The sequence below is a fragment of the Gynurincola endophyticus genome (genome assembly GCF_003991195.1).
In the GTDB taxonomy this organism is placed as follows: Bacteria; Bacteroidota; Bacteroidia; order Chitinophagales; family Chitinophagaceae; genus Gynurincola; species Gynurincola endophyticus.
Map to the genome: position 1 here is coordinate 57,707 of NZ_RCWL01000008.1, position 24,327 is coordinate 82,033.

Below are 24,327 nucleotides of genomic sequence, written 5' to 3' on the forward strand. Positions count from 1 at the left end.
AATAAATTGAATTAATTGTTAGTTGTTTTTTATGTTTAGTTCATCTACGTTACCGTAGCTGTCATAACTGTTGGTGATTACTTTGTCTCCGGCGCGTAAGCCTGATATTACTTCATAGAACTCCGGATTCTGACGTCCTAATTGAATATCTACTTTGTAAGCTTTTGATCCGTCTTCACTGATTTTGAAAATCCAGCTGCCACCGGTCTGGTGATAGAAGCCGCCTCTCGGAATTAATAAACCGTTGGTTTCATCGCTCAGCGCCAGTCTGATCTGAATCGTCTGGCCTCTTCTGATACCATCAGGTTTTTGATCAATAAACTCCATATCTACCTGAAAACGACCGCTGGTTACCTGTGTAAATACTTTTTTGATTTCTAAAGAGTATGTTTTGCCGGCAATTAAGGCCGTACCTCTTAAACCTGTATAAATTCTGGAAATATAATGTTCGTCAACATCTACGCGTACCTTATATCCTTCCAGTACATCGAGCTGACCCAGCCTTTCTCCTTTGCCTTTATTCTGGCCAACTTCAGCATCCAGTGAAGTGAGCTGACCATCTATCGGAGCGCGTACGATCAGATCGTTTACCTTCTTGCGCATTACCTGTAACGCATATTGCGAGCCGTTATAAGATTGTTGCGCCTGCTGTAATTGTTGTGAGGCAGATTCTTTGTCTTGTTCAATAGTTTGAAGTGCTAAATTTCTTTTGGCAACCTGATAATCGTAATTGTTTTTACTTTGCTCATACTCTTGCCGGCCAATCGCTTTACTTTCATATAATTTTTTGTTCAGCAGGTAAACCCTTTCTGCTTCTTTTAGCTGATTCTCAACATCTGTCATCTGATTCAGATTCGTAATCGTATTTTGTTGAGCAGCATTTTTTGCAATCTGCATTTGAGTAATCAGGTTGTAAACCTGTGTTTCCTGATTTACAAGACTTAATTGTAAATCGGTGTTGGCTAAACGGAGAATGGGTTGTCCTTTTTTCATAACGGCTCCGTCTTCTACAAAAATTTCTTCTACTATTCCGCCTTCCAGTGCGTCGAGGTAAATAGAGGTAATGGGTAAGATGATTCCGTTAACAGGAATAAATTCTTTAAATACGCCTTCTTTCACTTCAGCAATGCTTAAACGTTCGCTTTCTACATTCAGCTTGCTTCCGCCGCGAGTAAAATAAAAACTGGCACTTATGAGTAAAAGTACCGCTGCAATGAAAGCGATAGTGGTGATCCTTTTACTATTCCATTTTTTCTTTGGTAATACTTTATCCATGGTTATAATTTCTGCTGTTTAGGGTTAATAAGTATTGTGCCAAATCTGTAATTGATTGATTTTCATAAAATTAAAAGAGTTCTTCTTGTTGCAGGTGTGCGGTTTCGATACACTTGGTGTACGGTGGTGATACACAGTGTAATACACTGTGAAATAATTATAAAATAGTTGTAACATTTTGCTTTTAAAAAAGTCTTATAACAAAAGGGGAAGTTGTTGAAAGTATGTTGTAATTTTTTTTAACAGCATATCTTATCATATAGTAATTTTGATGAACCGGTTGATTAATATTTTATCAGGCTATGAATATAAAAGATGCAGTAGTATTAGTGGTGGATGATGATCAGGACGTATTAGTTGCTGTGCAGCTATTGTTACGCACTGAAGTAAAAAAAGTATTGGTAGATTCCAATCCTGAGAATATTGCTTCCATCTTAAAAAGAGAGAGTATTGACCTGTTATTGCTGGATATGAATTACAAGGCCAGCATTAATACCGGCAATGAAGGTTTTTTCTGGTTAAACTCTGTGAAGAAACAATATCCACGCCTTCCGGTAATTATGATTACCGCTTATGCTCATATCGATTTGGCCATCAGGGCTTTAAAAGATGGTGCGGCTGATTTCGTAGTAAAACCATGGGAAAATGACCGCTTCTTGCAGGTTATCAAAGATGTATTAAAAAATAAAGAGTCTAAAGGAGTTATACAAAAAGCTCAGAACGAACCCTTTTTCGATTTGATAGGCGAATCTCCGGCTATGCAGGAGGTATTTTTGAAGATTAGAAAAATTGCTCCTACCGATGCAAATATTCTGATTCTTGGTGAAAACGGAACGGGTAAAGACGGATTAGCAAAAGCTATTCATCAACTGTCGAACCGTAAGAACAATAGTTTGGTAAAAGTAGATGTAGGCGCTTTAACCAGTTCTTTGTTTGAAAGTGAACTCTTCGGATATAAAAAAGGCGCTTTTACCGATGCACGGGAAGACCGTAAAGGCCGTTTTGAGGCTGCCGATGGCGGTACCCTGTTTCTCGATGAAATAGGTAATATCGGGTTACAGCAGCAGGCAAAATTACTCACCGTATTACAAAACAGAGAAGTTACTAAACTGGGTAGCCACGAACCGATACCGGTAAACATCCGGTTAATCTGCGCCACCAACCTTCCTATCCGCAAACTGGCAGATGAATCGCGTTTCAGAAAAGACCTTATTTACAGAATAAATACTGTTGAAATTGTTTTACCTCCTTTGAGAGAAAGAGGAAATGATATATTATTGCTGACGCAGCACTTCATAAAAGTTTATGCCGGTAAATATATGAAAGGCGACATGACTTTAGCAAAAGATGCAGAACAACTGATGCTTGATTATCACTATCCCGGTAATGTAAGAGAATTACAATACACCATTGAGCGGGCTGTGATCATGTCTGACTCTGAAGTATTACAAGCAAAGGATATTCTCTTTTCTCCTTTAGAATCACCTGAACACGAGGATAACCATGCGATAGAAGCTACTAATCTCGGCCTGTTGGAGAAAAGTGCTATTCAAAAAGTAATTGAAAAGCATAATGGCAATATTACTCATGCAGCAAAAGAACTGGGATTAACCCGAACAGCATTGTACAGAAGATTAACCAAGTATAATCTCTGACCTGGCATTGCTTTTAGTAGTATATCGCTAAAAGTTATCACTCAACTCTACATTCATGCGAAAACACAGTTATTATCTGATTCCTGCCGTATTGTTAGTATTACTATCACTCTTTCTAAGTCTGGTAGTATATGGAATCATTGGTAATAAATGGTTTTTTACTTCTCTGGGTATAATAGGGTCAATAGTTATTCTGATTAATTTTTTCCGATTATTCAGTACAGTCAGAAGAGAGATCGAATATTTTACAGAAAGTCTTACCTATAGAGATTTTTCCAGAAATTATAATGTGCGTAGTAAATCGGGCATCCTGCAGCCACTCATTAAAAGCTTTAATGAGGTGAATAAAATTATCCGCGAAATTAATGTTGAAAAAGAAGCACAGAATCAGTACCTCGAAAAGATAGTGAGCATGATTGATACCGCCGTGATTGCTTACGAAGTTGAGTCTGGAAAAATCATCTGGATGAATGATACTTTTAAAGAACTGTTATTGTTCCCTCAATTCAGGTCGATTGAGTTTCTTGCTTCGAGAAATGCGCGTTTATACGAAGCGATTTTATCAATTCCTAACGGTAGAAGTAAAATTGAAACAATCACTATTTCTAAATTGCCAATCAAGCTGTGGTTTACAGCCACACAGTTTGTTACCAATAATATTTCGATCCGTTTAATTGCTATTAAGAACGTAGAACAGGTTGTTGATGAAACCGAAGCAAAAGCATGGCAAAAATTATTGAGTGTAATGACGCACGAAATTATGAACTCGATTGCCCCTATTTCTTCACTGGCGGATACGCTCAAAAGAAGACTGGCTGCTGAAAACCTTCAGAAAGATGAGTTTCTGCAGAAAGAACTGGAAATAGGTATTGATACGATCAGAACCCGTAGTGAAGGATTGTTGAAATTTGCAAAAACTTATCGTCACTTAAATAATACCACACAGCCGAACCTCGAACTGATTTATGTGCGCGATTTATTGGAGCGCATTCTGCAACTGATGTTGCCGATGCTGGAGCAGAAAAAAATTGAAGCTCATTTAATTTTTAAAACGACCAATTTACAGGTAGCAGTGGATATATACCTGATTGAACAGGTGTTAATCAATTTATTTACGAATGCTATTGAAGCCCTGAAAGAAAAACAAGGGGAAAAGAATATTTATATTTCTGCATCACAGAATGATAAAAAAATCATCCTGAAAATTGCTGATGATGGAACCGGAATTGAAAAAGAAGTAATTGATTCTATTTTTGTTCCTTTCTTCAGTACCAAAAAGGGTGGAAGTGGTATCGGATTGAGTTTGTGCCGTCAGATAATGTTATTACACAAAGGGCTGATTACCGTACAAAGCAAATCCGGTTACGGAACCGTCTTTGCCTTGCAGTTTCCGGTGATTGATCAGGGTGAATTAAATGAAATTGAATAAATCAATCTCCGGTTTATTGTTTACTTACCGGAATCCGTAGCTCTACCTGAATGGTTTCTTCCGGCTCATCTGATAAATTGTAATCTTTCATTTTCAATATAAAATTTCCTTCAAAAACGGCACTGTCACCGTTCGATTTAAAAGTGAAGGGTAAGGCCAGTGGTTTCGTAACGCCATGTAAACTCAGCTCTCCTGAAGTTTGCCAGTTACCTTCTTTCTGTTCCGCACCCTTTGCCACAAAATGAATTTTTGGGTATTTCTCACCATTTAACCAACCGTTACGGATACTTTCATTTCGTGCAGGATTTCCGGCTTCTACCGAATGAACATCTATATTTACATCAAAGTGGGCATTTTGTGGTTGTGTTTCATCAAACAAAACGGTTCCCTCAAACTTCTTGAAAATACCTTCTGCATCCGGATGGATAAATTTAATATTGTAGTGATCTCTGATGTTCCAGCGATGTAACAGGTCTAACGCAGAAAAAGCAATCAACGGTAACAAAAGTGATGCAATAGCCAGGTACTTTAGAATAGAAAACCTCGAACGTTTCATGATGTATTTGTTAGTATAAAAGCCAAATTTACCATAGATTGAAATAATTACTCAATAAATCGCCTTTTTTTACATTTTTATGATTAAGCGTGCTATGGATGCAGTAAATGTTTGATGATTGCTGTTGAATACAAACCTTGGGTAATCTTGTTAACTGCGGTATTTTACTTAGTGAATATCGTATATTCGTTTCTCATGAAACTGCTTTTAAATACGATTTTTTGTTTTTCCTGTTTGGTGGCCAATGCACAGGAAAGAATCGCTTACCGGTTTCTGGAATTACCTGCTACTGTTGAAAGCAGTTCTTTAGGTGGTTATCAACACAGCTTTACTACAAATAATCTGACACATAGTTTTCATAATCCGGCACAGCTCAGGGCAGATATGAAAAATCAATTTCATTTCGGCTTTAATAGCTTTTATGAAAATACACGACAGTTATATTTACAAACTGCGTGGCACAATCAGAAAAGCGGATGGAATTTTTCTCCTGCATTAACTTATCTTAATTACGGACGTATTGATCAAACCGATCTTTTTGGTATTATAAACGGAGAAGCCGCTGCGAATGATTTTCTTTTACAAATAACTGCTTCGAAAGCGTACCTTGAAAACTGGAACTATGGATTTACGCTAAAATACATTCATTCACAAATAGCACATTTACGAAGCGGCGCGGTGGCTGTTGATTTCGGTTTGAATTACAGGGATACAACAAACCGCTTACAAGCTGCACTCGTTTTAAAAAATATCGGCTTTATTCTAAAACAGTTTGAACCTTCGCGTAACTATATTTTACCTTTTGATGTTCAGCTGGGTATTTCTTATGAATTGCCGAACATTCCGTTACAACTTTCTCTCACTACACTGAAATTTCCACTGATTGATCACTATCGTACAACAGATGGTAAAACGATGGAAGAAATATTAGGCAGGATGGTGGTAGGAGCACAATGGAAAATCGAGCATCTGGTAGGGATAAATGTAGGATATCATTATGCACGCAGGAAAGATTGGAGTAATGGTGAACAGGGACAGGGATTGATGGGTATTTCTACAGGAATAAGTGTATATCTCCCGAGGTTTCAGTTCTTTTACGGTTATACACCCGTACAACAGCAGGCATGGCATCAGATCGGAGTGGCGATCAGTACTACCCGCAAGTCTATATTCTAAAAAAGCACTTCTGTTAAAGAAGTGCCTTCGGTTGTATTGTGGTGTAGCTGACTTTTGACTACAATAAAGTAGTAAAAGCAAAAAGCAAAATATCTTTAATAACCATCCTCTTTCAACTTACAATAAAATTCACCTTTAACATGTAATAATTCTTCCTGCTCCTCTCTTCGGGGTGAAGGGGCAATGAAATTAACAGTTCCTTTTACGGCCATTTCTTCATAATCGATAGAAATGATTTCAATGGTACCTGCACCTACCGAAAGATAATCAGGCCCCGGTTCTTTGATGGTTACTGAAGGGGTTTCTGTTAGTATATATCGAACGAGATGTTGATAATTCGACATAGCAGAACCCTGTTCAGCTATTGGAAAAACACTGTATCTCTTACCTGCTGACAGTGGTTCACGTAACGGAATGTGAAATGATACATAATAGTATTGGCTACCCTGGTTGTCATGAATCTGCATAGAAAAAGAAAGTAGTTTACGCTCGTCCTGAAAACAATAATAGATTAAAGGGCTGGGTTGCGCTCCCGGTGTCAATATAATAGCCGGACGGCGTTCCATAAATTTTGTACCATTGATATCTCCTTCAAAATAATAACGCGAAACTAATTTACCGTCCTTAATACATCCTGAAAGTAATACTGTGATGAAGCTGAATAAGGCAAGCGGCAGTTGATGTCTTGATTTTTTCATGATAAATAATCTGATAAGCTGTTCCTGTATAAATGATTTGTTGTATAGCAGGTTGACAATTACTGTTGATGAAAACGTTGCCTCATAATTTTGAAATGACAATTTGATGATATTGAAAAGGAGGGTTGATTCGTTAAAAAAGAAAGAACTGATCTTACAAAGTGCACGAAAAATGATCGTTTTTTACCATTTTTTACTTGCTAAATATCAAACCCGTCTGATTTTCTTCTAAATGATAAAACGAGGGTCGGAGTAAGTGAAACCTTTTAGCTGATTCAGAATTAAACCTTTATGTAGAGGAATAATCGCCATATTTCACGCCTTAAGTGTATCATTTTGTTTAATTATGTGATACCCAAATGTTTGTCGGATGATAAAATTAATCATTGCTGACGATCACCGCCTAGTACGAGAAGCATGGAAAGCCCTACTGTCAAGAAATGAAAGAATTCAAGTGTTGGACACCTGCGATAATGGAATGAAAGTGGTTGAATCTTGTCAAGCCTTAAACCCGGATGTTGTTTTGATGGATGTGAATATGCAGCCAGTGTCAGGTATTGATGCTACCAAAGCAATTCGCACTTTTTCTGAACAGATTAAGATTATTGCAATTTCCTTACACTCTGCAAAAGATTATGTAGAATCTATGCTGGCAGCCGGTGCCAACGGTTATGTTACCAAAAGCTCTTCAGCGGATGAAGTGATCGACGCGATTGTTTCCGTTCACGAAGGAAACCGATTTATTTGTCAGGAATTACAAGGTATGTTCTCTACCAATTAATATTTAGCAGCCTGGAAAGAGCGCGCTGTTTCGCTAAGTATACTTACTGCACTTGTTTAGTAGAATAATAATTTCACTTCCGTTGTATCCATGGGTAATTGAAACCCATAATATTCATTTAGAATCATTCTCATTAAGTTTACTGCTGATGTTGATTCAGTAGCAGGTAAGGGAGATAGGTTGGTATAATAAGCAAGAAAACTTTTGTTTGCGATAGCGGTATCTGACGTCCACCGGTAACCGTGATCACCCATAAAAATCGCCACTGCGGGTTTACCTTCTTTTTTTATTTTATCAGTTAGTTCGAGCATTACCCTTTCTGCGTATTTCGCCTGCATTAAGTAGTCATTATCTCTTTCTTCCACCTCTTTTTGTAAGGTGTTTACATAATGAAAATTACCCAGCGTATCTCTGGAAAACGGATAATGAGGAAATAACAAATGACCTAATATGAACTGTGGTTTATCTGCAGCCGGCTGATCTAACACTTTATGTATGGCTTCCAGATTTATACTATCATTCTGATATAGTCTGTAATTATATTTGTTTTCTGCATCCAGAAAAGCTTTTTTCAGAATAGGTACATTGTACTTAACTACATTCCAGGATATTTCTTCATTGATACGCCCCATAAATGTATTTTGGCGAAGCATTGTTTTGACAGATTTGCTCAGGATGCTGTAATTGGTATAACCCGGTTGGTTTTTAAAGGGCATGATACCGAACAGTTTTGTATCGTAACCTATCTGTTGCAGGTAAGGTTGTAAGCGATTTTCCTTATAATCATTCCAAAGAAATATTTTTTCAAAGTTGGTGAGCGGATACTGTAAGTCAGATGTATTGGTAACATAAGCATTCAATACACTGGATACACATACCGGTGTAAGATCAGAATAACTATACGACTTTGGAATGTAGTGTACACCTTTTGCTTCCATTTGTTGCCTGAAATAGTCAGAAGAATAGCCGAATTCTTCAAGGATGTCTAATCGGGCCATTTCATCAAAAACAAAAATGTATAAGTTCGGCAACTCTTTTGCAAGGGGTGGTTGAGTGTATACATTTTCAGAACGGAGCTGGTATTTAGGCGCTGAAAAGATACTGAATCCGGCATAGGCTAAAAATAAAAGAATACAAACGGTGGCTGCCCGCTGAAGTTTTGCAAAATCATGTTTGGAACGGAAAATTTTATATAATAAAAAAGCATTAATGCTGATCCATACAGGTATTGCAACTAAATGCCGGTCGAGTATTGGTAATAAGATTGCTGATTTATCTTTGAAGAAACCGTATAACAGTAAAAAGATAAGACTTACCTGAGCAAATACCCAGCTTTTTTGTACCTGTCTGGTTTTAAAATAACTCAACAGGTAGATAACCACTCCGATAGTACTATACAGCAGAATATAATTGTAAAAACTGTTTTGGATGAAGGAAGTTAAAATCAGATAAATTTCATTAATAAAATACCAGATGGTAAAGAGTATTAATAAAGTTATTGATTTTAAGTGTTTTTTCATAAGTACTATGTATTGAAAGAAAGGTCTGAAGTCAAAATACCCTCAAATAAAAGAAAATTACTATAAACAACATAAAAAATAAGGCATTAATAATTAAATTTCTGAATTTCTTATTTTCTTAATGGTTTTGAATCGTTGAATAGTAAGATAACATTATCTGGCTTTGTTTCTAAAAATCAGGTGTGCCGAATCTTTTATCTCCGGTAGTGTATAATTGAATCTTTCATTCAATATGTTTCGCATAAGGTTAACATAGGTAATAGAATCATGATAGTTTAATTCATTTTTGCTATCGTAAAAAGCAAGAAAGTTCTGAAAACTGAAACTGGAATCATTGTGTTCCCGGTAACCATGATCACCCATAAAAATAGCAATGGTGTGCTGTTCTTTCCGTTGAACTAAATCTACCAGCTCCATAATCACCTTCTCAGTATATTGAACCTGTTCAACATAAAGAGGATCATTGTTGTTGTGATTGGAGAACAGTTTTTCTATGGGTTTATATTGGCCTTCTGTATCCCGGATATACGGATAATGAGGAAATAAGAAATGAGCGATTATTAATTCAGGTGTTTGAGGGCTCGTTTCTTTTAATGATTTTTTTACTAATTCAAGATTTATACTGTCATTCTGATAAGTTGCATATACTTTTTTATGATGTAATTGATAATACCAGTTGCTGATCAACGGAATGCCTGCTTTGGCAAGGCGGGTACCTAATTGCATATCTGACCTTCCGATCAGTGTATTTTGTCTTAATATATCCCGCATCAGAAAATCCCGGAAATCAAATGAAGTATGGTGATTCAATTGCTTCATTGGCATAATACCATACAAATTTCCATCATAACCTACTCTGTTGAGGTATTCAAATAACCGGTTATTCCGGTATTCATTCCAGAGCAGAAACAAATCGTGATTGGATATCTTATCAGGAATTTTAGAAAAATCAGGAATAGTACCGTTTAGTAAACCAGCTATACATAAAGAGGTCAGGTCGGTATAACTGTAAGTTTTGGAAATAAGCTGTACTTTTTTATCGGCTAACTGATGTTGAAAGTAAGCTGAAGAATGCCCTAATTGCTGCAACTTGTCTAACCGGGAAAACTCATCAAATATAAAAATATAAATATTGGGTAAATCGGTTGTAACAGGTACTTCGTTAAAGACATTCTCCAGTTTTTGATGATAAGCGGGTTGTTGTATCGATTGAATGATTGCCGTTATCAGAAAAATGCAAACTACTACAGTGAAAAACTTTCTTAGTTTGGTAAAGTTAATCCTGAATTTGTTGAACAAAATAAAACCGGTAATACCTGCTGCTAACCATAACGGAATAAAAACAGAATATTTACTCAGAAAGGGTAAAATAGCAGTCATATTATCTTTGGCATATCCGAATAATAATAAAAGGGTCAGTATCAGCTGTGTTAAACACCAGCTTTTATCAGTATTTTTTTGAAATGCATAGATGATTGCATAGATTGCTCCTGCGGCTACAGTATATACACTAATATAACCGATGAGTATTTGAAAGTTAGTATATCTAAAAACTTTAATTACTTCATTTATAAAAAACCAACTAACAAACACTCCCAAACATGCAATTGCGGGGAGATGTTTTTTTATCATTCAGCCGGAAATAGATTATTTCTTTTTTAAATAATAGAGTACTCTTTGCGATGGTTTTACAACGGATTTTTGGTGTAGCTGAAAAAAATCTCCGAATGCTTTTTCGAAGTTGATTTCGGTGTAATCAGGGAAGGTATCGGAACGGTGTGCCGTTAATGCCATGTATTTGGCATCTGTTTGAGGTACAAATTCAATAATAAGTTCTTCGGTGATGTTTGCAAAATACGCAGCTACTTTGTGCAGTGGTAAATTGTAGGTGACCCGCAGATGATGAATTAACGCCAGCGCTAACGTTATTTTCACTTTACCTGAAAGTCTTTCCGAAATAGAACTTCGTTCTTCATTGGCAAAACCTACGGCGGGAGTTGGGTGGGCGAGATCAAATAAGAAGGGCTGGATACTTTTTTTGTTGTTCTTGTGACATTGAGTGTAGTACTCATCTATACAATTGATATCAAAATCACTGCTGAGAACATAATAGTTTTTTTCATGCAGCAGATCTGAATATTTACCCGTATTGGCACCAAGGTCAAGCCCGAACTGGTGCGTCTCTGTAAATGGAATATATTCTTTTAACAACCGGAGTTTTTCTTCGGTATAAGCTGCTGTTTCTATATGGTTCTGATAATAGTTTTTCCAGCTCACTTTTAATGAAGGAGCTTTTAATGATTGAACATAAGACTTTAAATGACGAAGGATATTGAGTTGTTTCTGAAGCGTAAATGCAGGCGATGCAGCTTTTTGTGTAGTACCATCAGCTGTATGTTTGTTGACTGCTTTAGCCAGATAAACATACATCCAGTAGGATAAGGATAATTTTTTTCTGCGGGGTAGAAGTGTTGCGGTCAGATCTGCTTTTATTCCATTCAGATTTTGTAACAAAAGATCGAATTTTAAAGAAGGATTCGATTCATGTACCAGTAAAGGATATAATTGCGTCTGTAAAAATTGTTGATAAGCGATCCATGGTTTAGACGGATCTGCCGGCTCAAACGACAAAGTATCTATCCACACAGGGTCGGTACCAATAAACTGTACATTAAACGGTGTTGCATCTTTTAGTGAGAAACCTTGCGATAAACAAAATTCCTGTAGCTCTAAAGTAAAAACAGCTGCTTTCCGGAACATCAGAAAGCTCCATTCATACGGATAGGTAATCATCGGAATTTTTTCTGCTTTCAGCGTTTTGTAATGCAATGAAGTGTCGGCAATGACGTCATTTGCTTCGATATGTTTTACAAGCCATCTTTTTTCCCATAATTTTTCAAATAATCCACTGCTCTTTATTGTTTCATATGCAGCTGAATAGTCTTGATTAATCTGACGATAAATTTCTTTGTTTTGAGTAAATACAAATCCGGCAGGATCTTTATATGAACCTGCAATTACTGAGGGGCTGGTACTACTCATAACTCAGATTGTTGATTAGAAGTTGACTTTTTAAAAAGTTTTACAAAGAAATTTTTAACGTAAAACCAGGCATTTTTGAAGTAGAATAATGCACCTACTATTGCAGCAATAATCGCTTGTATCAGTAAGCTGCCGCTTCCAGGATCGATGTACAATAAATAATTCATCATAAGATCAAGTTAAAGTGAATAAATCGGTTTGGAATAGGTAGCAATAATGATTCAGAATATCAAATTTACTAAAAAAGCTTCCATTCAGGAAGCTATTTTAGTGGTATATACATTATTTTATGATATCTTCTTCGTATTTGCTGCTTAATCGAAATAACTAAGTGAGATAGATGGAGTTAAAGCCTTAACTGCTTCGTACATTAAAGAAATTGTTTGTTCAATGTCTTTTTTGTGTATTACTTCAACAGTGGTATGCATGTATCTCAGCGGTATTGAGATTAATACCGACGGACAACCGTCATTTGCATATGCAAATGAATCAGTATCTGTTCCGGTACTTCTCGATACAGTGCGCATCTGCAATGGAATATTATTTTTTTCAGCAACATCCTGTACGAATGCCAGTAATTTATTGTGTACTGCCGGCCCGAATGCAGGTGATGGCCCACCTCCGCAAATTACATCACCTTCAATTTTTTTATTAATCATCGGTGTGTTGGTATCGTGTGTAACATCAGTAATGATAGCTACGTCTGGTTTTATTCGTCGGGCAATCATCTCTGCACCTCTTAATCCGATTTCTTCCTGTACGGCATTCACTACATATAATGCGAAAGGTAACTGATCTTTTTTCTCTTTTAATAATCTGGCTACTTCGGCAATCATAAATCCACCGATCCGGTTGTCAAAAGCCCTTCCTACATAATGACCGTAAGCCAGCTCATCAAATCCTACTTCATAAGTTACCACACTGCCTATGCGGATACCGAGGTCTTCTACTTCCTGTTTTGTTCTGGCACCACAATCCAACCAAAGGTTTTCTGTTTTAGGTTGTTGTTCTTTCGCATCCACTCCTAAACGGGTGTGAATAGCCGGCCATCCGAAAACAGCTTTGACAGGGCCATTTTTACCATGAATGAAAACCCTTTGTGCAGGAGCAATCTGATGATCTACTCCGCCGTTTCTTTTCAGATAAATAAATCCGTCATTGGTAATATAGTTTACAAACCAGCTGATTTCATCGGCATGTGCTTCAATGACTACTTTAAATGAAGCATCAGGGTTAATAACACCAACTGCTGTTCCGTAAGGATCAGTAAAAGTGGTATCTACATATGGTTTAATATATTCCAGCCAAAGTTTCTGACCATTACTTTCAAATCCTACAGGCGAAGGATTATTGATATAATTTTTAAGAAAATCTAATGATTGCTCTGTTAAAACACTTTTTTCTTCTTGACTCATAAACCCATTATTTGAATTTCAAAATTAGTTAAATCTTTTGCAATAGAGCGATACAGGCCGCTGCCATCATACATCCGTCGAGCCAGCCATAGTAAAAATAATCATCTGCCCCTCTGCGTACCACCGGAATCGAATATATAATTGCAATATAAGGAATCAAATGAATTATAGTGGTTTGTATACTCCCTAAAAAGAATGTACTGACAATACCTAGTAGTATACTTAAATATAACAACCGGAATGCTTTTTTAGTTCCGAAGTGATGGAATACACCGGGCACACCCGATAATTTATCGGCTTCGATATCTTTATAGTCAAACAGCACACAAATAGCATAGATATAAAAGAATTGATTCAACAGGTAGAACCAATCCGGTAACGTCAATATTTTGGAGGTGGATACAAAAACGAGCCCGACTGTTACATAGGTCCAGACCAACGTCAAATAAAACGTTTTGGCAATAGCCCATTTCTTGAGATGCGTAAAAGGCGGACGGTTAATTTTTGGTAAAGTATACAATGCACTGGCAAAACCAGCAGGGAAAAGTGCAATAATGTAAACCGGGTTTTTAAATAGCTCAGCTGCTAACAGAATACCTGATACGATTACAATAAAGAGGTGCAGTTTTTTGTGATGATAGGTCCAGAAAGATTGTAGCCGTTCATAATCGAGCTCCCGGGTAAGGTACCAGTGTAAATTATAACTGGTTAATGTGCTGAAAGCTACGATTTTGAGTAAGGTAAAATCGGTGGCGATACCAAGTATTTGCATGGTATGCCAACACATTGCTACAGCGACTATAGTAATGAAAACGGATGTAAAAAGTAAAAAGTTGACAATACGTGTCATACTTCAATCAACTATTATTGGTGAACAGCGATCACCACTGGTGTAATCAAAGTGTCACTTTGATTACCGGCGCGATCCTCAATCACGATTTTGAAGAACATCGTGTCACTGTCGTTCGGGTCTTCATCCAGGTCGGCGTAAGGAATCTGAATCAGAATTTCTCCTTTTTTGCGGTCAGGAAATTCTGGAATCGTTCCTATCACCAGGTCTTCTTTATCATTATTTTCAGGATTCGGAATCGGGCGGATGTTGGTTCTTTCGCGATAATAAATCATTTTACCACGGGAAACATCAGCGTCACCATCGGTAAATTCTATAACAATCTGAGTATAACCGCCGTTTACGACATGAGTGCCATTAATTTCCTTTAAAGTAAGGACGGGCCAGCTTTCGTAACTATCTTTGCCACATGCATAAAATAGCACGAGGCTGATGAGCGATATCGTTAAGAATGTTCTCATGATTGTGCGATTTATTCTCTTGAGTTCAAATATAATATATGAATTGTGAAATTGAAGATAAAATTTTTGATCTGACGCCTGACGGGTTTACACAACACGCATTACAGTTGTTTGAATATCAATATAAGAATAATAATGTTTATCACCAATATGTAAATGCGCTGGGAAGAATGCCAGCATCGGTGAAAAACATCACTGATATTCCCTTTTTGCCGGTACGCTTCTTCAAATCGCATACCGTCAAAACCGGAAATTTTATACCTGAACAGGTATTTGAGAGCTCCGGAACCACTACTACCATTAATAGTAACCACTATGTGAAATCGCTCGATTTATATCGTAAAAGCTTTCGCAGAGGCTTCGAATACTTTTACGGCCACCCTGAAGAGTGGTGTATTATCGGACTACTCCCTGCTTATCTCGAGCGCCCGAATTCATCGCTTGTAACAATGGTTGATGACCTTATTCAGCAGTCGAAACATCCAATGAGTGGCTTTTATCTCTATAATTACGACGAACTGGCCCAAACATTACAGTTGCTGGAAGCCGCCGGTACCAAAACCCTGTTGATCGGGGTCACTTTTGCGTTGCTCGACTTTGCCGCAGCCCACCCAATGCCGCTAAAACATACTGTTGTTATGGAAACAGGTGGAATGAAGGGCCGGAAACGGGAAATGATTCGTGAAGAAGTGCATGCTTTGCTGCAACAGGCGTTTCAGATACAACAAATCCATTCAGAATATGGAATGAGTGAACTTTTGTCGCAAGGTTACTCAAAAGGTGAGGGAGTGTTTGATACGGTTCCATGGATGAAAGTTCTGGTACGGGAAATGGAAGATCCGCTAACAGTATCACTTTCGGGAAAAGGGCTGATCAATGTAATAGATTTCGCTAATCGCGATTCCTGCGCCTTTATTGCTACTGATGATGTTGGTAAACTGGAAGAAAACGGAAGTTTTGAGGTAAACGGCAGGGTCGATCATTCCGATTTAAGGGGGTGCAGTCTTTTGAGTGTATAATCAAGGCAATGGAAAATTGAAAGTTGAAGACGGCTATGCAGTTCTTACATTTCAATTATATTTAAATAACGGAGAAGAGTTGCACACACTTTCCATTTTCAATTTTCAACTTTCCATTAAAAGAAGGTGAATAAGAATATCTTATAGCTCAAAAACAGCTTCTACTTCAACAGCTACATTATTGGGCAAAGAACCTGCGCCGAACGCACTTCTGGTACCAATACCTGCCTCAGTTCCAAAAACTTCGGCAAATAATTCTGAACAACCATTGGCTACAATAGGGTGTTGGGTATAATCGGTCGGGCAATTGACCAATACCAATAGTTTTACAAGTTGTTTTACTTTGTCAAGGTCGCCAATATGTTCTTTAACAGAACTGATAATGCCTAAAGCGCATTGACGGGCTGCGGCTTTTCCTTCTTCAAGACTCAAATCAGCACCAATTTTTCCCTGAATAGGGGTACCATCGTTCGCAATTGAAACGTGTCCTGAAACATACAGGAGGTTACCAACCGTTAAGCAACGCTTAAATAAACCTTTGGATGGTGGCATTTCTAACAAAGAGTAGCCTAATTCTTGTAATTTAGCATCAATTTTACTCATATTCACTGGGTTGTGGGTAATACAATGTATCACAAGATACGGTAATCCGGGCAAGCAGCTCTTGTTTTGACAGTTTCAATCACAGAATTCTAATTCTATGGACTCATTAACGCATATCGTATTGGGAGCTTGTGTAGGTGAAGTGGTGGCAGGTAAAAAGTTAGGAAAAAAAGCATTGGCATGGGGAGCTTTAATGAACAGCTTACCTGATTTTGATTTTGTACTCAGCTTTTTTCTTAATCCTACCAAAGACCTGCTCGCACATCGTGGTATCACACATTCTCTGTTTTTTGTAGCGATTGCAACTCCCTTGTTAGCCTGGATAGCAAGCCGGATACACCGGCACTCACCCATGCGGTTCAAAGACTTTTTGTGGTTTTTCGGATTGGAAATTTTTCTGCATATCTTTCTCGATACATTTAATGTGTATGGTACCGGCTGGTGGGAGCCGTTTCTGACGGTGCGATGGTCGTGGGACTTTTTGTTTGTGGCTGACCCGTTGTTTACAATCGGATTATTGGTGGTAGCCCTGATGCTGGTATTTAAAAGTATTCATCACCCTAAAAGAAAGAAATGGGCATTAATAGCCATTACTGTGAGTGTTTGCTATACGGCATGGGGTGGAGTGAATAAATACCTGATCGATACACGCGTGCAGGCGCAGGCTAAACGCAACGGTATTGAAGTACTTCGTTATTTCAGTACCCCCACTGCTTTAAATCATCAGTTATTCTACTGTTTATTACAAGCACGCGATGGAATATATATAACTTATAGATCGGTATGGGATGGCAATCGGGATACCTATTTTTCTTATTATCACCAGAATAAAGAATTGGCAGCTCAGATAATAGACCAGGAAGCACTGCGCGATTTAAAAATATTTTCTCAGGATTGGTACGCATTGAAAAAAGATTCAATCGGTATACAATTTCAGGATATGCGTTTCGGACAAATACTGGGTTGGGAATATCAACCGGCCGAGTTTATTTTCTACTACTATATTGATGAACCCGAGGCAAATGCCCTGGTGGTTCAGCGAGGCCGTGTAAAAGGTTGGAACAGAGAGGTATTGAAGCGATATTTATATAGAATCCGGGGAGGATGGATACAGCCCCGGATTCTATGAAGAGATGAATAGCAGCGCCAAATTACGAATCGGTGGTTGTATCAAGCGCTTCCGACTGGCGGATCATCTGTAAAAGTTTTTTAAACTCTTCCTCCTGGAGGTTTTCATGTTTATTGATTTCTGAAACAAGCACAGGTTTGGTCACCTTTGCATTTGCTTGTAAAATGATTTCGTCTTTTTGTTCCATATGTTTTGTATAGCGTAACGTTAACAAAAAATGGTGCTACTATGTAGTAACTAACAGGCCTTTCACTAGTTATAATGTAAGACCTACACAAATACATTTTTTGAATTCCGTTACTTAAATCGATTAAAAAATATAACACGTTTTTGGGTCGAATACAAATACTACTATTCTTCTTACGTGCTTCTTATATTAGAACTATCAAAGTAGCAAAAGGTAACTAAAATACCAGAAAAATCTTTATAAATATTGATGTAAATCAATTATCAGGAACAGTTTTGACTTTTTTTAGACAAATCTGATTTAGATTTTATTTCTGACAGCTCAATGTATCTAAACAAAAATATTCAATTACTCTATTAGAAAATCGCTCTCAGGAACAATTAATAAATACATAAAACAACGAAGTAACAATGAAAATATCTACCGCATGCTTCGTAAGTAAATGACAATTTCATCTGCATTCCGGGTACAGATTTTCTTAAAAAAATTAGTGTAGTTTATAAATAATGTCACCCGCCGGTATAAGATTGTTGATCAATGAAATAATTTGCTCTGCAGAATGAATTGTTGAAATCAATTTTTATGTTTATATTTAAGTAGGTTATTTTATCCTTTCTACAGCCATCTATTTCTTATGAAATGCCTCGTGCAATAATAGAGAAACCTTCGCTCGTTTCTCCGGGGGCACTATTCATCAAACAAAAACAGCATCCGGTAAAATTAATCTTTGCTGTAATCTCTGAATAGTATCTCTTCTGTATACTCACAACGTTTTTCTACTTCGCAATTGCTCTTAAATGGTATGATAGCATCATGAATTTTAAAATAGATGATATGAACGCTGCGTCTACTCAAAAAGCATTACTGGAACAGGAAGAAAAATTATTACTTCAGCGTTTTTATGACAGTAAACAATTGGAGAAAGAATTGAAAAATCATCCGGAGCCTGATAAGCAAAGATTACGCGAGGTGCAGGAATTGATCAGGCAGCTGGAAGCATTATTAACCGGTAACCGTGCACATCAGGAATGGGAAGAGGATAAAGAAAAATTAAGAAATGCACAAAACAAAGAGCTGGAAGATTGTAATGACAGAAAAATAAAAAATGAAGGTAAAGGATACACAGAAAAAGATTTTTCTGCGCGACATACTGATGAAGATAAATGAGGTAATCTGATGTTTTGGAAAAGCAGGAATACCGATCAATCGTATAGTAAGGAAGATTATTTGTCTGCTAATAAAAACAATCGCCTGTTTTAAATAAAAAACGTTGGATGTAATATCCAACGTTACTGAAAATCAGTATGCACATGAGAAAAATTTTTAAAAAGGGAAAGTAGAAACAATCCCTTGGTGACATAACCAAAGCGTCACATGCGATCATCTTTTGAACAAAAGCATCTTTTAAGATGCCCTGTGTAGAATTATCTTGGTGAACGGCCTTCTTCAACCTGATTTTGACAGGTGTCGGATGTTTGACCGTTAGCTTTTCTTTTGAGAGAAGAAGGTTTGTGTTTTGCTTTCAGCAGCATTTCATAAAGTTCTAACAAGTTGGCGCGCAGTATTTTTAAGCCTTTCGTTTTCTGATTTTTAATAGTGTTCACAGAAATATTCAAAGCTTTCGCTATTTCCTGGTTGCCCATGCGCTTATAGCAGGTATATTCCATAATAATTCTGCAACGATTAGGAAGTTTATTGATTTCACCAACTATACGCTCATGCATAATTGATTTTCGCTGCGTCTCTCTCACCTCAACTTCATCAAATTGATCTATGATATGTTTATACGCCTCCAGATGTTTGATTTCGCGCTTCATCTTGTCTAGCTGAGTAAAACATTCATTCTTGGCAGATGTATATAAATAAGCCGTTAAGTTATTAGGCTTATCTATCTTCATCCTGTTTTTCCATAACTTGAAAAAGGAGTTGGATACAATGTCTTTTGCAATGTCATCTTGTTTTACGATCGAAAGAGAAAAGTTAAATAATGCAGCGAAGTGCTTTTTGTGATAATATGAAAGCGCCGCTTCTGATCCATTTCTGAATTGCTCTAAAATTTCATTAACGTTTTCCATTTTAGAAGACCCTTTTTGTATAGGTTTTTTCAATGTGTTACAGTTTTAATGTTTAAACCAATGATTTTACTACTGGGGGTTGCCGTGGGGACCATGCTAACTTATAGGTGCACGTAAGTGTTTCCCTTATCTCGTTGTACAATTTTACATGTAAAAAATCATTTAACCAATTATTTGGATATAAATTTATTGACTGTTTTCACTTAGTATTACGTCTAAATGTATACGCGTTTTATTCAAGTTTTTTAGACTTTATTAATTATCAGTCTTTTACAGTAAATTCATGGTTTAACAGTGATGGGGAAATATGACTGAATGTTAAAAAACATGTTTTAAATCAAGTTGAGAATGAAATTGAAATTGTGATTTTTAGCTTAAAAAAACTGCCGTGAGAGTATTTGTTACTATTATATTAATCTTATTTATCGGTAATAGCCTGTATGCACAAACGAACTTTCACCAACTGAACCAATCGAACGGATTGGCTTCTAATAGCGTACAATCTATTACTAAAGATGAAAACGGTTTTTTGTGGATGGCCGTTCCGATGGGGTTACAACGGTACGATGGCACGAACGTGGTATTGTTCCCTTCTATTCCGGCACTGAATGAATTCTCCATTCAGCGTATTATCAATGCTCCCGGTAATTATCTCTTACTACAATTGGATAACGGATGGGCATTGTTTAACCTCAATACCTATCAATATTCCCTCCATTTAGATACTTATTTAAAAAAACTCGGTCTGCCTGAAGGAGAAATACTGGAAGTTTTTTTAGATAATCGAAAGAGATATTGGTTTAGTATCGCCCGGGAAGGCGTTTTCTTACTCAACGAACCGGAAGAAAAAGTAAAAAAGATTGAACTTGATACGGTAAATATTACTTCTATTGCTGAAGACCCTAACGGTGCTGTTTGGCTATTAGGCAACGATGCCCGATTGTTTCAGTTACACCAACATACCAATGCTCTCATACAACAGCAAGCACTGAAAGCGAACAAAAACACGCTGCAATATTCAATGTTTATCGATCAGGATTTCGAATTCTGGTTTTACTGTAAGAATAATCCGATCGGTTTGTATCGCTATCATCTGAAAAGCGATCAGCTGATCCACTATACCGCTCAGCAACCAGCCTCTCTAAATACGGATTTAGTAGTAGGCGTAATTCAGGCAGATGCGAACAATATCTGGATTGCAACCGATCATGGCGGTATTAATGTATATAATAAAACAAATAACCGGTTTACTTATATTAAGAACGATCTTGAAAATAGTAAAAGCCTCGCACAGAACTCAATTACCAGTTTTCTGAAAGATGATCTGGGTATTATCTGGATCGGTACCTATAAAAAAGGACTGAGTTATTATCATCCGCACTTTCAGCAATTTCCCCTCTACCGTACTTTGAATTCAAATCATACGCTTCCTTTTGAAGATGTTAACCGGTTTGTAGAAGATGAAAAAGGAAATCTATGGATTGGTACTAACGGAGGCGGACTCCTTTATTTTAACAGAAACGATGAGTCTTTTAAAACTTATCAATTTCAAAAGAACAAAAACTCTATCAGCAATGATGTGATTGTAAGCCTGGCCAAATCACGTCATCAGGATCTGTGGATCGGAACTTTTTATGGAGGTCTCGACCGCTTTGATGGTAAACAATTTTATAACTACCGTCACCAACCCGGTAAAGACAATTCAATCTCAGATAATAAAGTATGGGAAATACTGGAAGACCATCGCGGGCAAATCTGGATAGGTACCCTTAACGGTGGTTTAAACTTATATCAGCCGCAAACACAAACCTTCAAGTATTTTTCAACTGCAGTTCCGAATACACTTACTTCAAATTATATTTCAGTACTTAAAGAAGACCATCTGAAAAGAATCTGGGTAGGAGGAATAGACGGTGTCGCAATTTTGACACCTGTTAATAATGATTATCATTTTCAATACCTGCAGCATCAGATCAATGATCCGCTTTCTTTGATGAATAACCACGTATTTGATTTGCTGGAAGACCATCAGGGAAATATATGGATAGCCACCAGAGACGGTATCAGCATCTTTACCTCTGATCTCAAAAAAATAAAAGACCTAAAAGCTTCAGACGGACTGGCAGATAATATTTGCCTTACTATTCTCGAAGATGATCAGCATCATATATGGGTAGGGTCACCCAAAGGATTGTCGCGTATTATCTGGAAACATGACAACGGTCACCTGCGTACTGACGTTTCTAACTTCGATGCAAAAGACGGATTGCAGGGAAATTCTTTTAATGAAAATGCTGCCCTTAAACTAAAATCAGGCGAATTGATTTTTGGAGGAGCAAACGGGTTTAATCTTTTTCATCCTGAAAAAATTGTAGCGCATGCTACTGCTTATCCGATCTATCTTACAGAATTAAGGTGGATGAATAATATTATTCATGTAAACGATAGCATACACAACAGAATTTTATTGAAAAAAACATTGAATGAAATAGATACCCTGGTGCTGAAATACAACGAAAACTTTTTTTCCATCAGTTTCACTATTCCTGATTACTTCAACGCTGATAAAATAAAATTTTATTATCAACTCGACGGATTACACAACGATTGGATCAGAGCAGATGAACTGAATCGTACCGCCAGCTTTACCAATGTTGACCCGGGCAGTTATCAGTTAAAAATAAAAACCGAACACTCAAACGAAGTACGCAGTTTGTATGTGATTATTAAACCTCCTTTCTGGAAAACACCGCTGGCTTATTTCTTATATGCACTCATTGCCGCTGGTATTTTATATCTGGCACGCAGAAGGATTATCAGGAAAGCGCATCGTGCCTTTCAGGAAACTCAGTACAAACAATCAATCGAACAAAAGCTGCAACTGGATCAGATGAAAATTCAATTTTTCACAAACGTCAGCCACGAATTCAGAACACCACTTTCTTTAATTATTGCTCCGATCGATAATTTATTGAAAACCGATGCGGATACGGATCATCGTCGCCAGTATTCAATGATTCATAAAAATGCGAAACGGTTACTGAATCTGGTGAATCAGTTACTGGACTTCAGAAAAATGGAAACCAATGAAATCAGACTGAATGCAGTGGAAGATGATATTATTCCTGTAATACGTGAATCTGTTGATGCTTTTCATGACCTTGCCGCAAAAAAGCAAATTCAATACATTATTAATGATGAAGTAAAACACTTAATTACTAAGTTCGATGCCGAAAAAATTGAACGTATATTATTTAATGTAATTTCTAATGCATTTAAATTTACACCTACCGCCGGTACGATTCAGGTGAATATTGTGGTGGATGGCCAGGAGCTGGTGATTGAAGTGGAGGATACGGGTATTGGTATCGCTGCTGCACAGATCGATCAGATATTTGAACCGTTTTTTCAACAAAAACAAACCGCTCATCAGGGGTCGGGTATCGGGCTTTCCATCACTAAAGAATTTGTAGAACTACATCAGGGAACGATTACCTGCCGCAGTATTGAACACCAGGGCTCAAAATTTATTATCCGGTTACCCTTAAAAGCCGGGTTTAGTTTAAATACCGTTATCAGCGCAGCAGCTCACTCAAACGAAAAAACATACACTGTATTAATTGTAGAAGATAATGATGATTTCAGGTTTTACCTGAAAGATAACCTCAGGCACCACTTCAATATACTCGAAGCTGTTGACGGAATGGAAGCCTGGAAGAAAGCAATGAGTCATTCCCCCGATCTCATCGTCAGCGATATCTCCATGCCGATGATGGACGGTATAGAATTATGCAAAAAAATAAAGGCCAATAAAAAAACATCTCATATTCCGGTGGTTTTGTTAACCGCAGCTTCATCTGAAGAATTGGAGTTACGCGGATTGGATATCGGTGCCAGTGATTTTTTGACCAAACCTTTTAACTTTCAGATTCTGATTTCACGCATCAATACGTTGTTGAAACAACAAACGGTGATGCAAAAAACATATAGCAAGCGGTTAAGCCTGCCAGAAAATGAAGTAACGGTCAACGATCCCGATCAGTTATTTTTGACAGAGTTAATACAACTGGTAGAAAAAGAAATGAGCAATGCAGCTTTCTCAGTAGAGGATATGAGCAGAAAAATGCACATGAGCCGTGTGTCATTATATAAAAAGATCGTTGCACTGACCGGGCTGACCCCTTTACTATTTTTAAGGCAACAAAGAATGCTGCGGGCTAAACAATTATTAGAAAAAACAAATATGACGGTCGCTGAAATCGCTTATGAAGCCGGGTATAATAATCCTAAATACTTCACCAAACATTTCAAACAACATTTTCAAATCTTACCCAGCGATTATCAAAATAAACACCATCAAAATTCTAACTAATTGATTTCTAATTTTATTTTTTGAGCAATTAACATTTCATACCCTATCGAAAAACATATCACCCCCATCAAAAATTGAACACAG

The 24,327-nt window shown here is 37.2% G+C and carries 21 protein-coding genes; 8 read left to right on the forward strand and 13 right to left on the reverse strand.

The window, feature by feature from the left end; translation table 11 throughout:
- Window positions 1–18: 18 nt before the first annotated feature.
- Window positions 19–1,275, reverse strand: coding sequence for an efflux RND transporter periplasmic adaptor subunit (locus tag D9O48_RS14440; protein WP_126973691.1), 1,257 nt, complete (start codon window positions 1,273–1,275; stop codon window positions 19–21).
- Window positions 1,276–1,577: 302 nt separating this feature from the next.
- Here D9O48_RS14440 and D9O48_RS14445 point away from each other — a divergent pair, with 302 nt between their 5' ends.
- Complete coding sequence (locus D9O48_RS14445) at window positions 1,578–2,930, forward strand: sigma-54-dependent transcriptional regulator (RefSeq protein WP_126973692.1); 1,353 nt, start codon at window positions 1,578–1,580, stop codon at window positions 2,928–2,930.
- A gap of 55 nt (window positions 2,931–2,985) precedes the next feature.
- Entirely contained in the window at window positions 2,986–4,359 is a 1,374-nt protein-coding gene (locus tag D9O48_RS14450; RefSeq protein WP_126973693.1) for a sensor histidine kinase, read from the forward strand.
- Between the two features lie 13 nt (window positions 4,360–4,372).
- On the opposite strand, the gene D9O48_RS14455 is transcribed toward D9O48_RS14450, so the two are convergent.
- Entirely contained in the window at window positions 4,373–4,915 is a 543-nt protein-coding gene (locus D9O48_RS14455; protein WP_126973694.1) for a YceI family protein, read from the reverse strand.
- A gap of 195 nt (window positions 4,916–5,110) precedes the next feature.
- Between D9O48_RS14455 and D9O48_RS14460 the strand changes: the two genes are divergently transcribed.
- Complete coding sequence (locus tag D9O48_RS14460) at window positions 5,111–6,091, forward strand: PorV/PorQ family protein (RefSeq protein WP_158624906.1); 981 nt, start codon at window positions 5,111–5,113, stop codon at window positions 6,089–6,091.
- A gap of 95 nt (window positions 6,092–6,186) precedes the next feature.
- On the opposite strand, the gene D9O48_RS14465 is transcribed toward D9O48_RS14460, so the two are convergent.
- A complete protein-coding gene (locus D9O48_RS14465) occupies window positions 6,187–6,789 on the reverse strand; it encodes a hypothetical protein (RefSeq protein ID WP_126973696.1) in 603 nt (200 codons plus the stop codon).
- 370 nt (window positions 6,790–7,159) lie between these two features.
- Here D9O48_RS14465 and D9O48_RS14470 point away from each other — a divergent pair, with 370 nt between their 5' ends.
- Window positions 7,160–7,570, forward strand: coding sequence for a response regulator (locus D9O48_RS14470; protein WP_126973697.1), 411 nt, complete (start codon window positions 7,160–7,162; stop codon window positions 7,568–7,570).
- Window positions 7,571–7,626: 56 nt separating this feature from the next.
- Here D9O48_RS14470 and D9O48_RS14475 read toward each other — a convergent pair whose 3' ends face one another.
- The 7 genes from D9O48_RS14475 to D9O48_RS14500 all read right to left on the reverse strand — a co-directional run bounded on the left by D9O48_RS14475 (window position 7,627) and on the right by D9O48_RS14500 (window position 14,858).
- The gene (locus tag D9O48_RS14475; RefSeq protein ID WP_126973698.1) at window positions 7,627–9,090 is read right to left on the reverse strand and encodes a sulfatase-like hydrolase/transferase; all 1,464 of its coding nucleotides are present in this window, start codon (window positions 9,088–9,090) and stop codon (window positions 7,627–7,629) included.
- Window positions 9,091–9,243: 153 nt separating this feature from the next.
- Complete coding sequence (locus D9O48_RS14480) at window positions 9,244–10,722, reverse strand: alkaline phosphatase family protein (protein ID WP_126973699.1); 1,479 nt, start codon at window positions 10,720–10,722, stop codon at window positions 9,244–9,246.
- Window positions 10,723–10,737: 15 nt separating this feature from the next.
- Window positions 10,738–12,132, reverse strand: coding sequence for a hypothetical protein (locus D9O48_RS14485; RefSeq protein WP_126973700.1), 1,395 nt, complete (start codon window positions 12,130–12,132; stop codon window positions 10,738–10,740).
- Window positions 12,129–12,302, reverse strand: coding sequence for a hypothetical protein (locus D9O48_RS18980; protein WP_199750588.1), 174 nt, complete (start codon window positions 12,300–12,302; stop codon window positions 12,129–12,131). Before D9O48_RS18980 ends, D9O48_RS14485 begins: the two co-directional genes overlap by 4 nt.
- Window positions 12,303–12,446: 144 nt before the next feature.
- Window positions 12,447–13,547 carry a M42 family metallopeptidase gene (locus tag D9O48_RS14490; protein ID WP_126973701.1) on the reverse strand — a complete coding sequence of 367 codons (1,101 nt, stop codon included), beginning with the start codon at window positions 13,545–13,547 and terminating at the stop codon, window positions 12,447–12,449.
- A 28-nt stretch (window positions 13,548–13,575) separates the two neighbouring features.
- Complete coding sequence (locus tag D9O48_RS14495; RefSeq protein WP_126973702.1) at window positions 13,576–14,397, reverse strand: UbiA prenyltransferase family protein; 822 nt, start codon at window positions 14,395–14,397, stop codon at window positions 13,576–13,578.
- A gap of 14 nt (window positions 14,398–14,411) precedes the next feature.
- Window positions 14,412–14,858 (reverse strand): hypothetical protein, encoded by a 447-nt coding sequence (locus D9O48_RS14500; RefSeq protein WP_126973703.1) that lies wholly within the window; start codon window positions 14,856–14,858, stop codon window positions 14,412–14,414.
- A 38-nt stretch (window positions 14,859–14,896) separates the two neighbouring features.
- Between D9O48_RS14500 and D9O48_RS14505 the strand changes: the two genes are divergently transcribed.
- Entirely contained in the window at window positions 14,897–15,877 is a 981-nt protein-coding gene (locus tag D9O48_RS14505) for a LuxE/PaaK family acyltransferase (protein WP_126973704.1), read from the forward strand.
- A 141-nt stretch (window positions 15,878–16,018) separates the two neighbouring features.
- Here D9O48_RS14505 and D9O48_RS14510 read toward each other — a convergent pair whose 3' ends face one another.
- Window positions 16,019–16,480, reverse strand: a complete 462-nt coding sequence (locus D9O48_RS14510; RefSeq protein WP_199750589.1) for a RidA family protein — start codon at window positions 16,478–16,480, stop codon at window positions 16,019–16,021.
- 97 nt (window positions 16,481–16,577) lie between these two features.
- Here D9O48_RS14510 and D9O48_RS14515 point away from each other — a divergent pair, with 97 nt between their 5' ends.
- Window positions 16,578–17,609, forward strand: a complete 1,032-nt coding sequence (locus D9O48_RS14515; RefSeq protein WP_126973706.1) for a metal-dependent hydrolase — start codon at window positions 16,578–16,580, stop codon at window positions 17,607–17,609.
- Between the two features lie 22 nt (window positions 17,610–17,631).
- Here D9O48_RS14515 and D9O48_RS18785 read toward each other — a convergent pair whose 3' ends face one another.
- The gene (locus D9O48_RS18785; protein WP_158624907.1) at window positions 17,632–17,796 is read right to left on the reverse strand and encodes a hypothetical protein; all 165 of its coding nucleotides are present in this window, start codon (window positions 17,794–17,796) and stop codon (window positions 17,632–17,634) included.
- Between the two features lie 813 nt (window positions 17,797–18,609).
- Between D9O48_RS18785 and D9O48_RS14520 the strand changes: the two genes are divergently transcribed.
- The gene (locus tag D9O48_RS14520) at window positions 18,610–18,963 is read left to right on the forward strand and encodes a hypothetical protein (RefSeq protein WP_126973707.1); all 354 of its coding nucleotides are present in this window, start codon (window positions 18,610–18,612) and stop codon (window positions 18,961–18,963) included.
- A gap of 257 nt (window positions 18,964–19,220) precedes the next feature.
- On the opposite strand, the gene D9O48_RS14525 is transcribed toward D9O48_RS14520, so the two are convergent.
- Window positions 19,221–19,904 (reverse strand): RNA polymerase sigma factor, encoded by a 684-nt coding sequence (locus D9O48_RS14525; protein ID WP_126973708.1) that lies wholly within the window; start codon window positions 19,902–19,904, stop codon window positions 19,221–19,223.
- Window positions 19,905–20,259: 355 nt separating this feature from the next.
- Between D9O48_RS14525 and D9O48_RS14530 the strand changes: the two genes are divergently transcribed.
- The gene (locus D9O48_RS14530; RefSeq protein WP_126973709.1) at window positions 20,260–24,243 is read left to right on the forward strand and encodes a hybrid sensor histidine kinase/response regulator transcription factor; all 3,984 of its coding nucleotides are present in this window, start codon (window positions 20,260–20,262) and stop codon (window positions 24,241–24,243) included.
- Window positions 24,244–24,327 lie beyond the last annotated feature (84 nt).

Bases quoted from the DNA above. Each gene is read 5' to 3' on its own strand.
- D9O48_RS14445 (WP_126973692.1), top strand. From the start codon at position 1,578: ATGAATATAAAAGATGCAGTAGTATTAGTGGTGGATGATGATCAGGAC.
- D9O48_RS14470 (WP_126973697.1), top strand. From the start codon at position 7,160: ATGATAAAATTAATCATTGCTGACGATCACCGCCTAGTACGAGAAGCA.
- D9O48_RS14510 (WP_199750589.1), bottom strand. From the start codon at position 16,480: ATGAGTAAAATTGATGCTAAATTACAAGAATTAGGCTACTCTTTGTTA.
- D9O48_RS14440 (WP_126973691.1), bottom strand. From the start codon at position 1,275: ATGGATAAAGTATTACCAAAGAAAAAATGGAATAGTAAAAGGATCACC.
- D9O48_RS18785 (WP_158624907.1), bottom strand. From the start codon at position 17,796: ATGGAACAAAAAGACGAAATCATTTTACAAGCAAATGCAAAGGTGACC.
- D9O48_RS14520 (WP_126973707.1), top strand. From the start codon at position 18,610: ATGAATTTTAAAATAGATGATATGAACGCTGCGTCTACTCAAAAAGCA.
- D9O48_RS14500 (WP_126973703.1), bottom strand. From the start codon at position 14,858: ATGAGAACATTCTTAACGATATCGCTCATCAGCCTCGTGCTATTTTAT.
- D9O48_RS14480 (WP_126973699.1), bottom strand. From the start codon at position 10,722: ATGATAAAAAAACATCTCCCCGCAATTGCATGTTTGGGAGTGTTTGTT.
- D9O48_RS14490 (WP_126973701.1), bottom strand. From the start codon at position 13,547: ATGAGTCAAGAAGAAAAAAGTGTTTTAACAGAGCAATCATTAGATTTT.
- D9O48_RS14505 (WP_126973704.1), top strand. From the start codon at position 14,897: ATGAATTGTGAAATTGAAGATAAAATTTTTGATCTGACGCCTGACGGG.
- D9O48_RS14495 (WP_126973702.1), bottom strand. From the start codon at position 14,397: ATGACACGTATTGTCAACTTTTTACTTTTTACATCCGTTTTCATTACT.
- D9O48_RS14450 (WP_126973693.1), top strand. From the start codon at position 2,986: ATGCGAAAACACAGTTATTATCTGATTCCTGCCGTATTGTTAGTATTA.
- D9O48_RS14460 (WP_158624906.1), top strand. From the start codon at position 5,111: ATGAAACTGCTTTTAAATACGATTTTTTGTTTTTCCTGTTTGGTGGCC.
- D9O48_RS18980 (WP_199750588.1), bottom strand. From the start codon at position 12,302: ATGATGAATTATTTATTGTACATCGATCCTGGAAGCGGCAGCTTACTG.
- D9O48_RS14515 (WP_126973706.1), top strand. From the start codon at position 16,578: ATGGACTCATTAACGCATATCGTATTGGGAGCTTGTGTAGGTGAAGTG.
- D9O48_RS14485 (WP_126973700.1), bottom strand. From the start codon at position 12,132: ATGAGTAGTACCAGCCCCTCAGTAATTGCAGGTTCATATAAAGATCCT.
- D9O48_RS14455 (WP_126973694.1), bottom strand. From the start codon at position 4,915: ATGAAACGTTCGAGGTTTTCTATTCTAAAGTACCTGGCTATTGCATCA.
- D9O48_RS14475 (WP_126973698.1), bottom strand. From the start codon at position 9,090: ATGAAAAAACACTTAAAATCAATAACTTTATTAATACTCTTTACCATC.
- D9O48_RS14465 (WP_126973696.1), bottom strand. From the start codon at position 6,789: ATGAAAAAATCAAGACATCAACTGCCGCTTGCCTTATTCAGCTTCATC.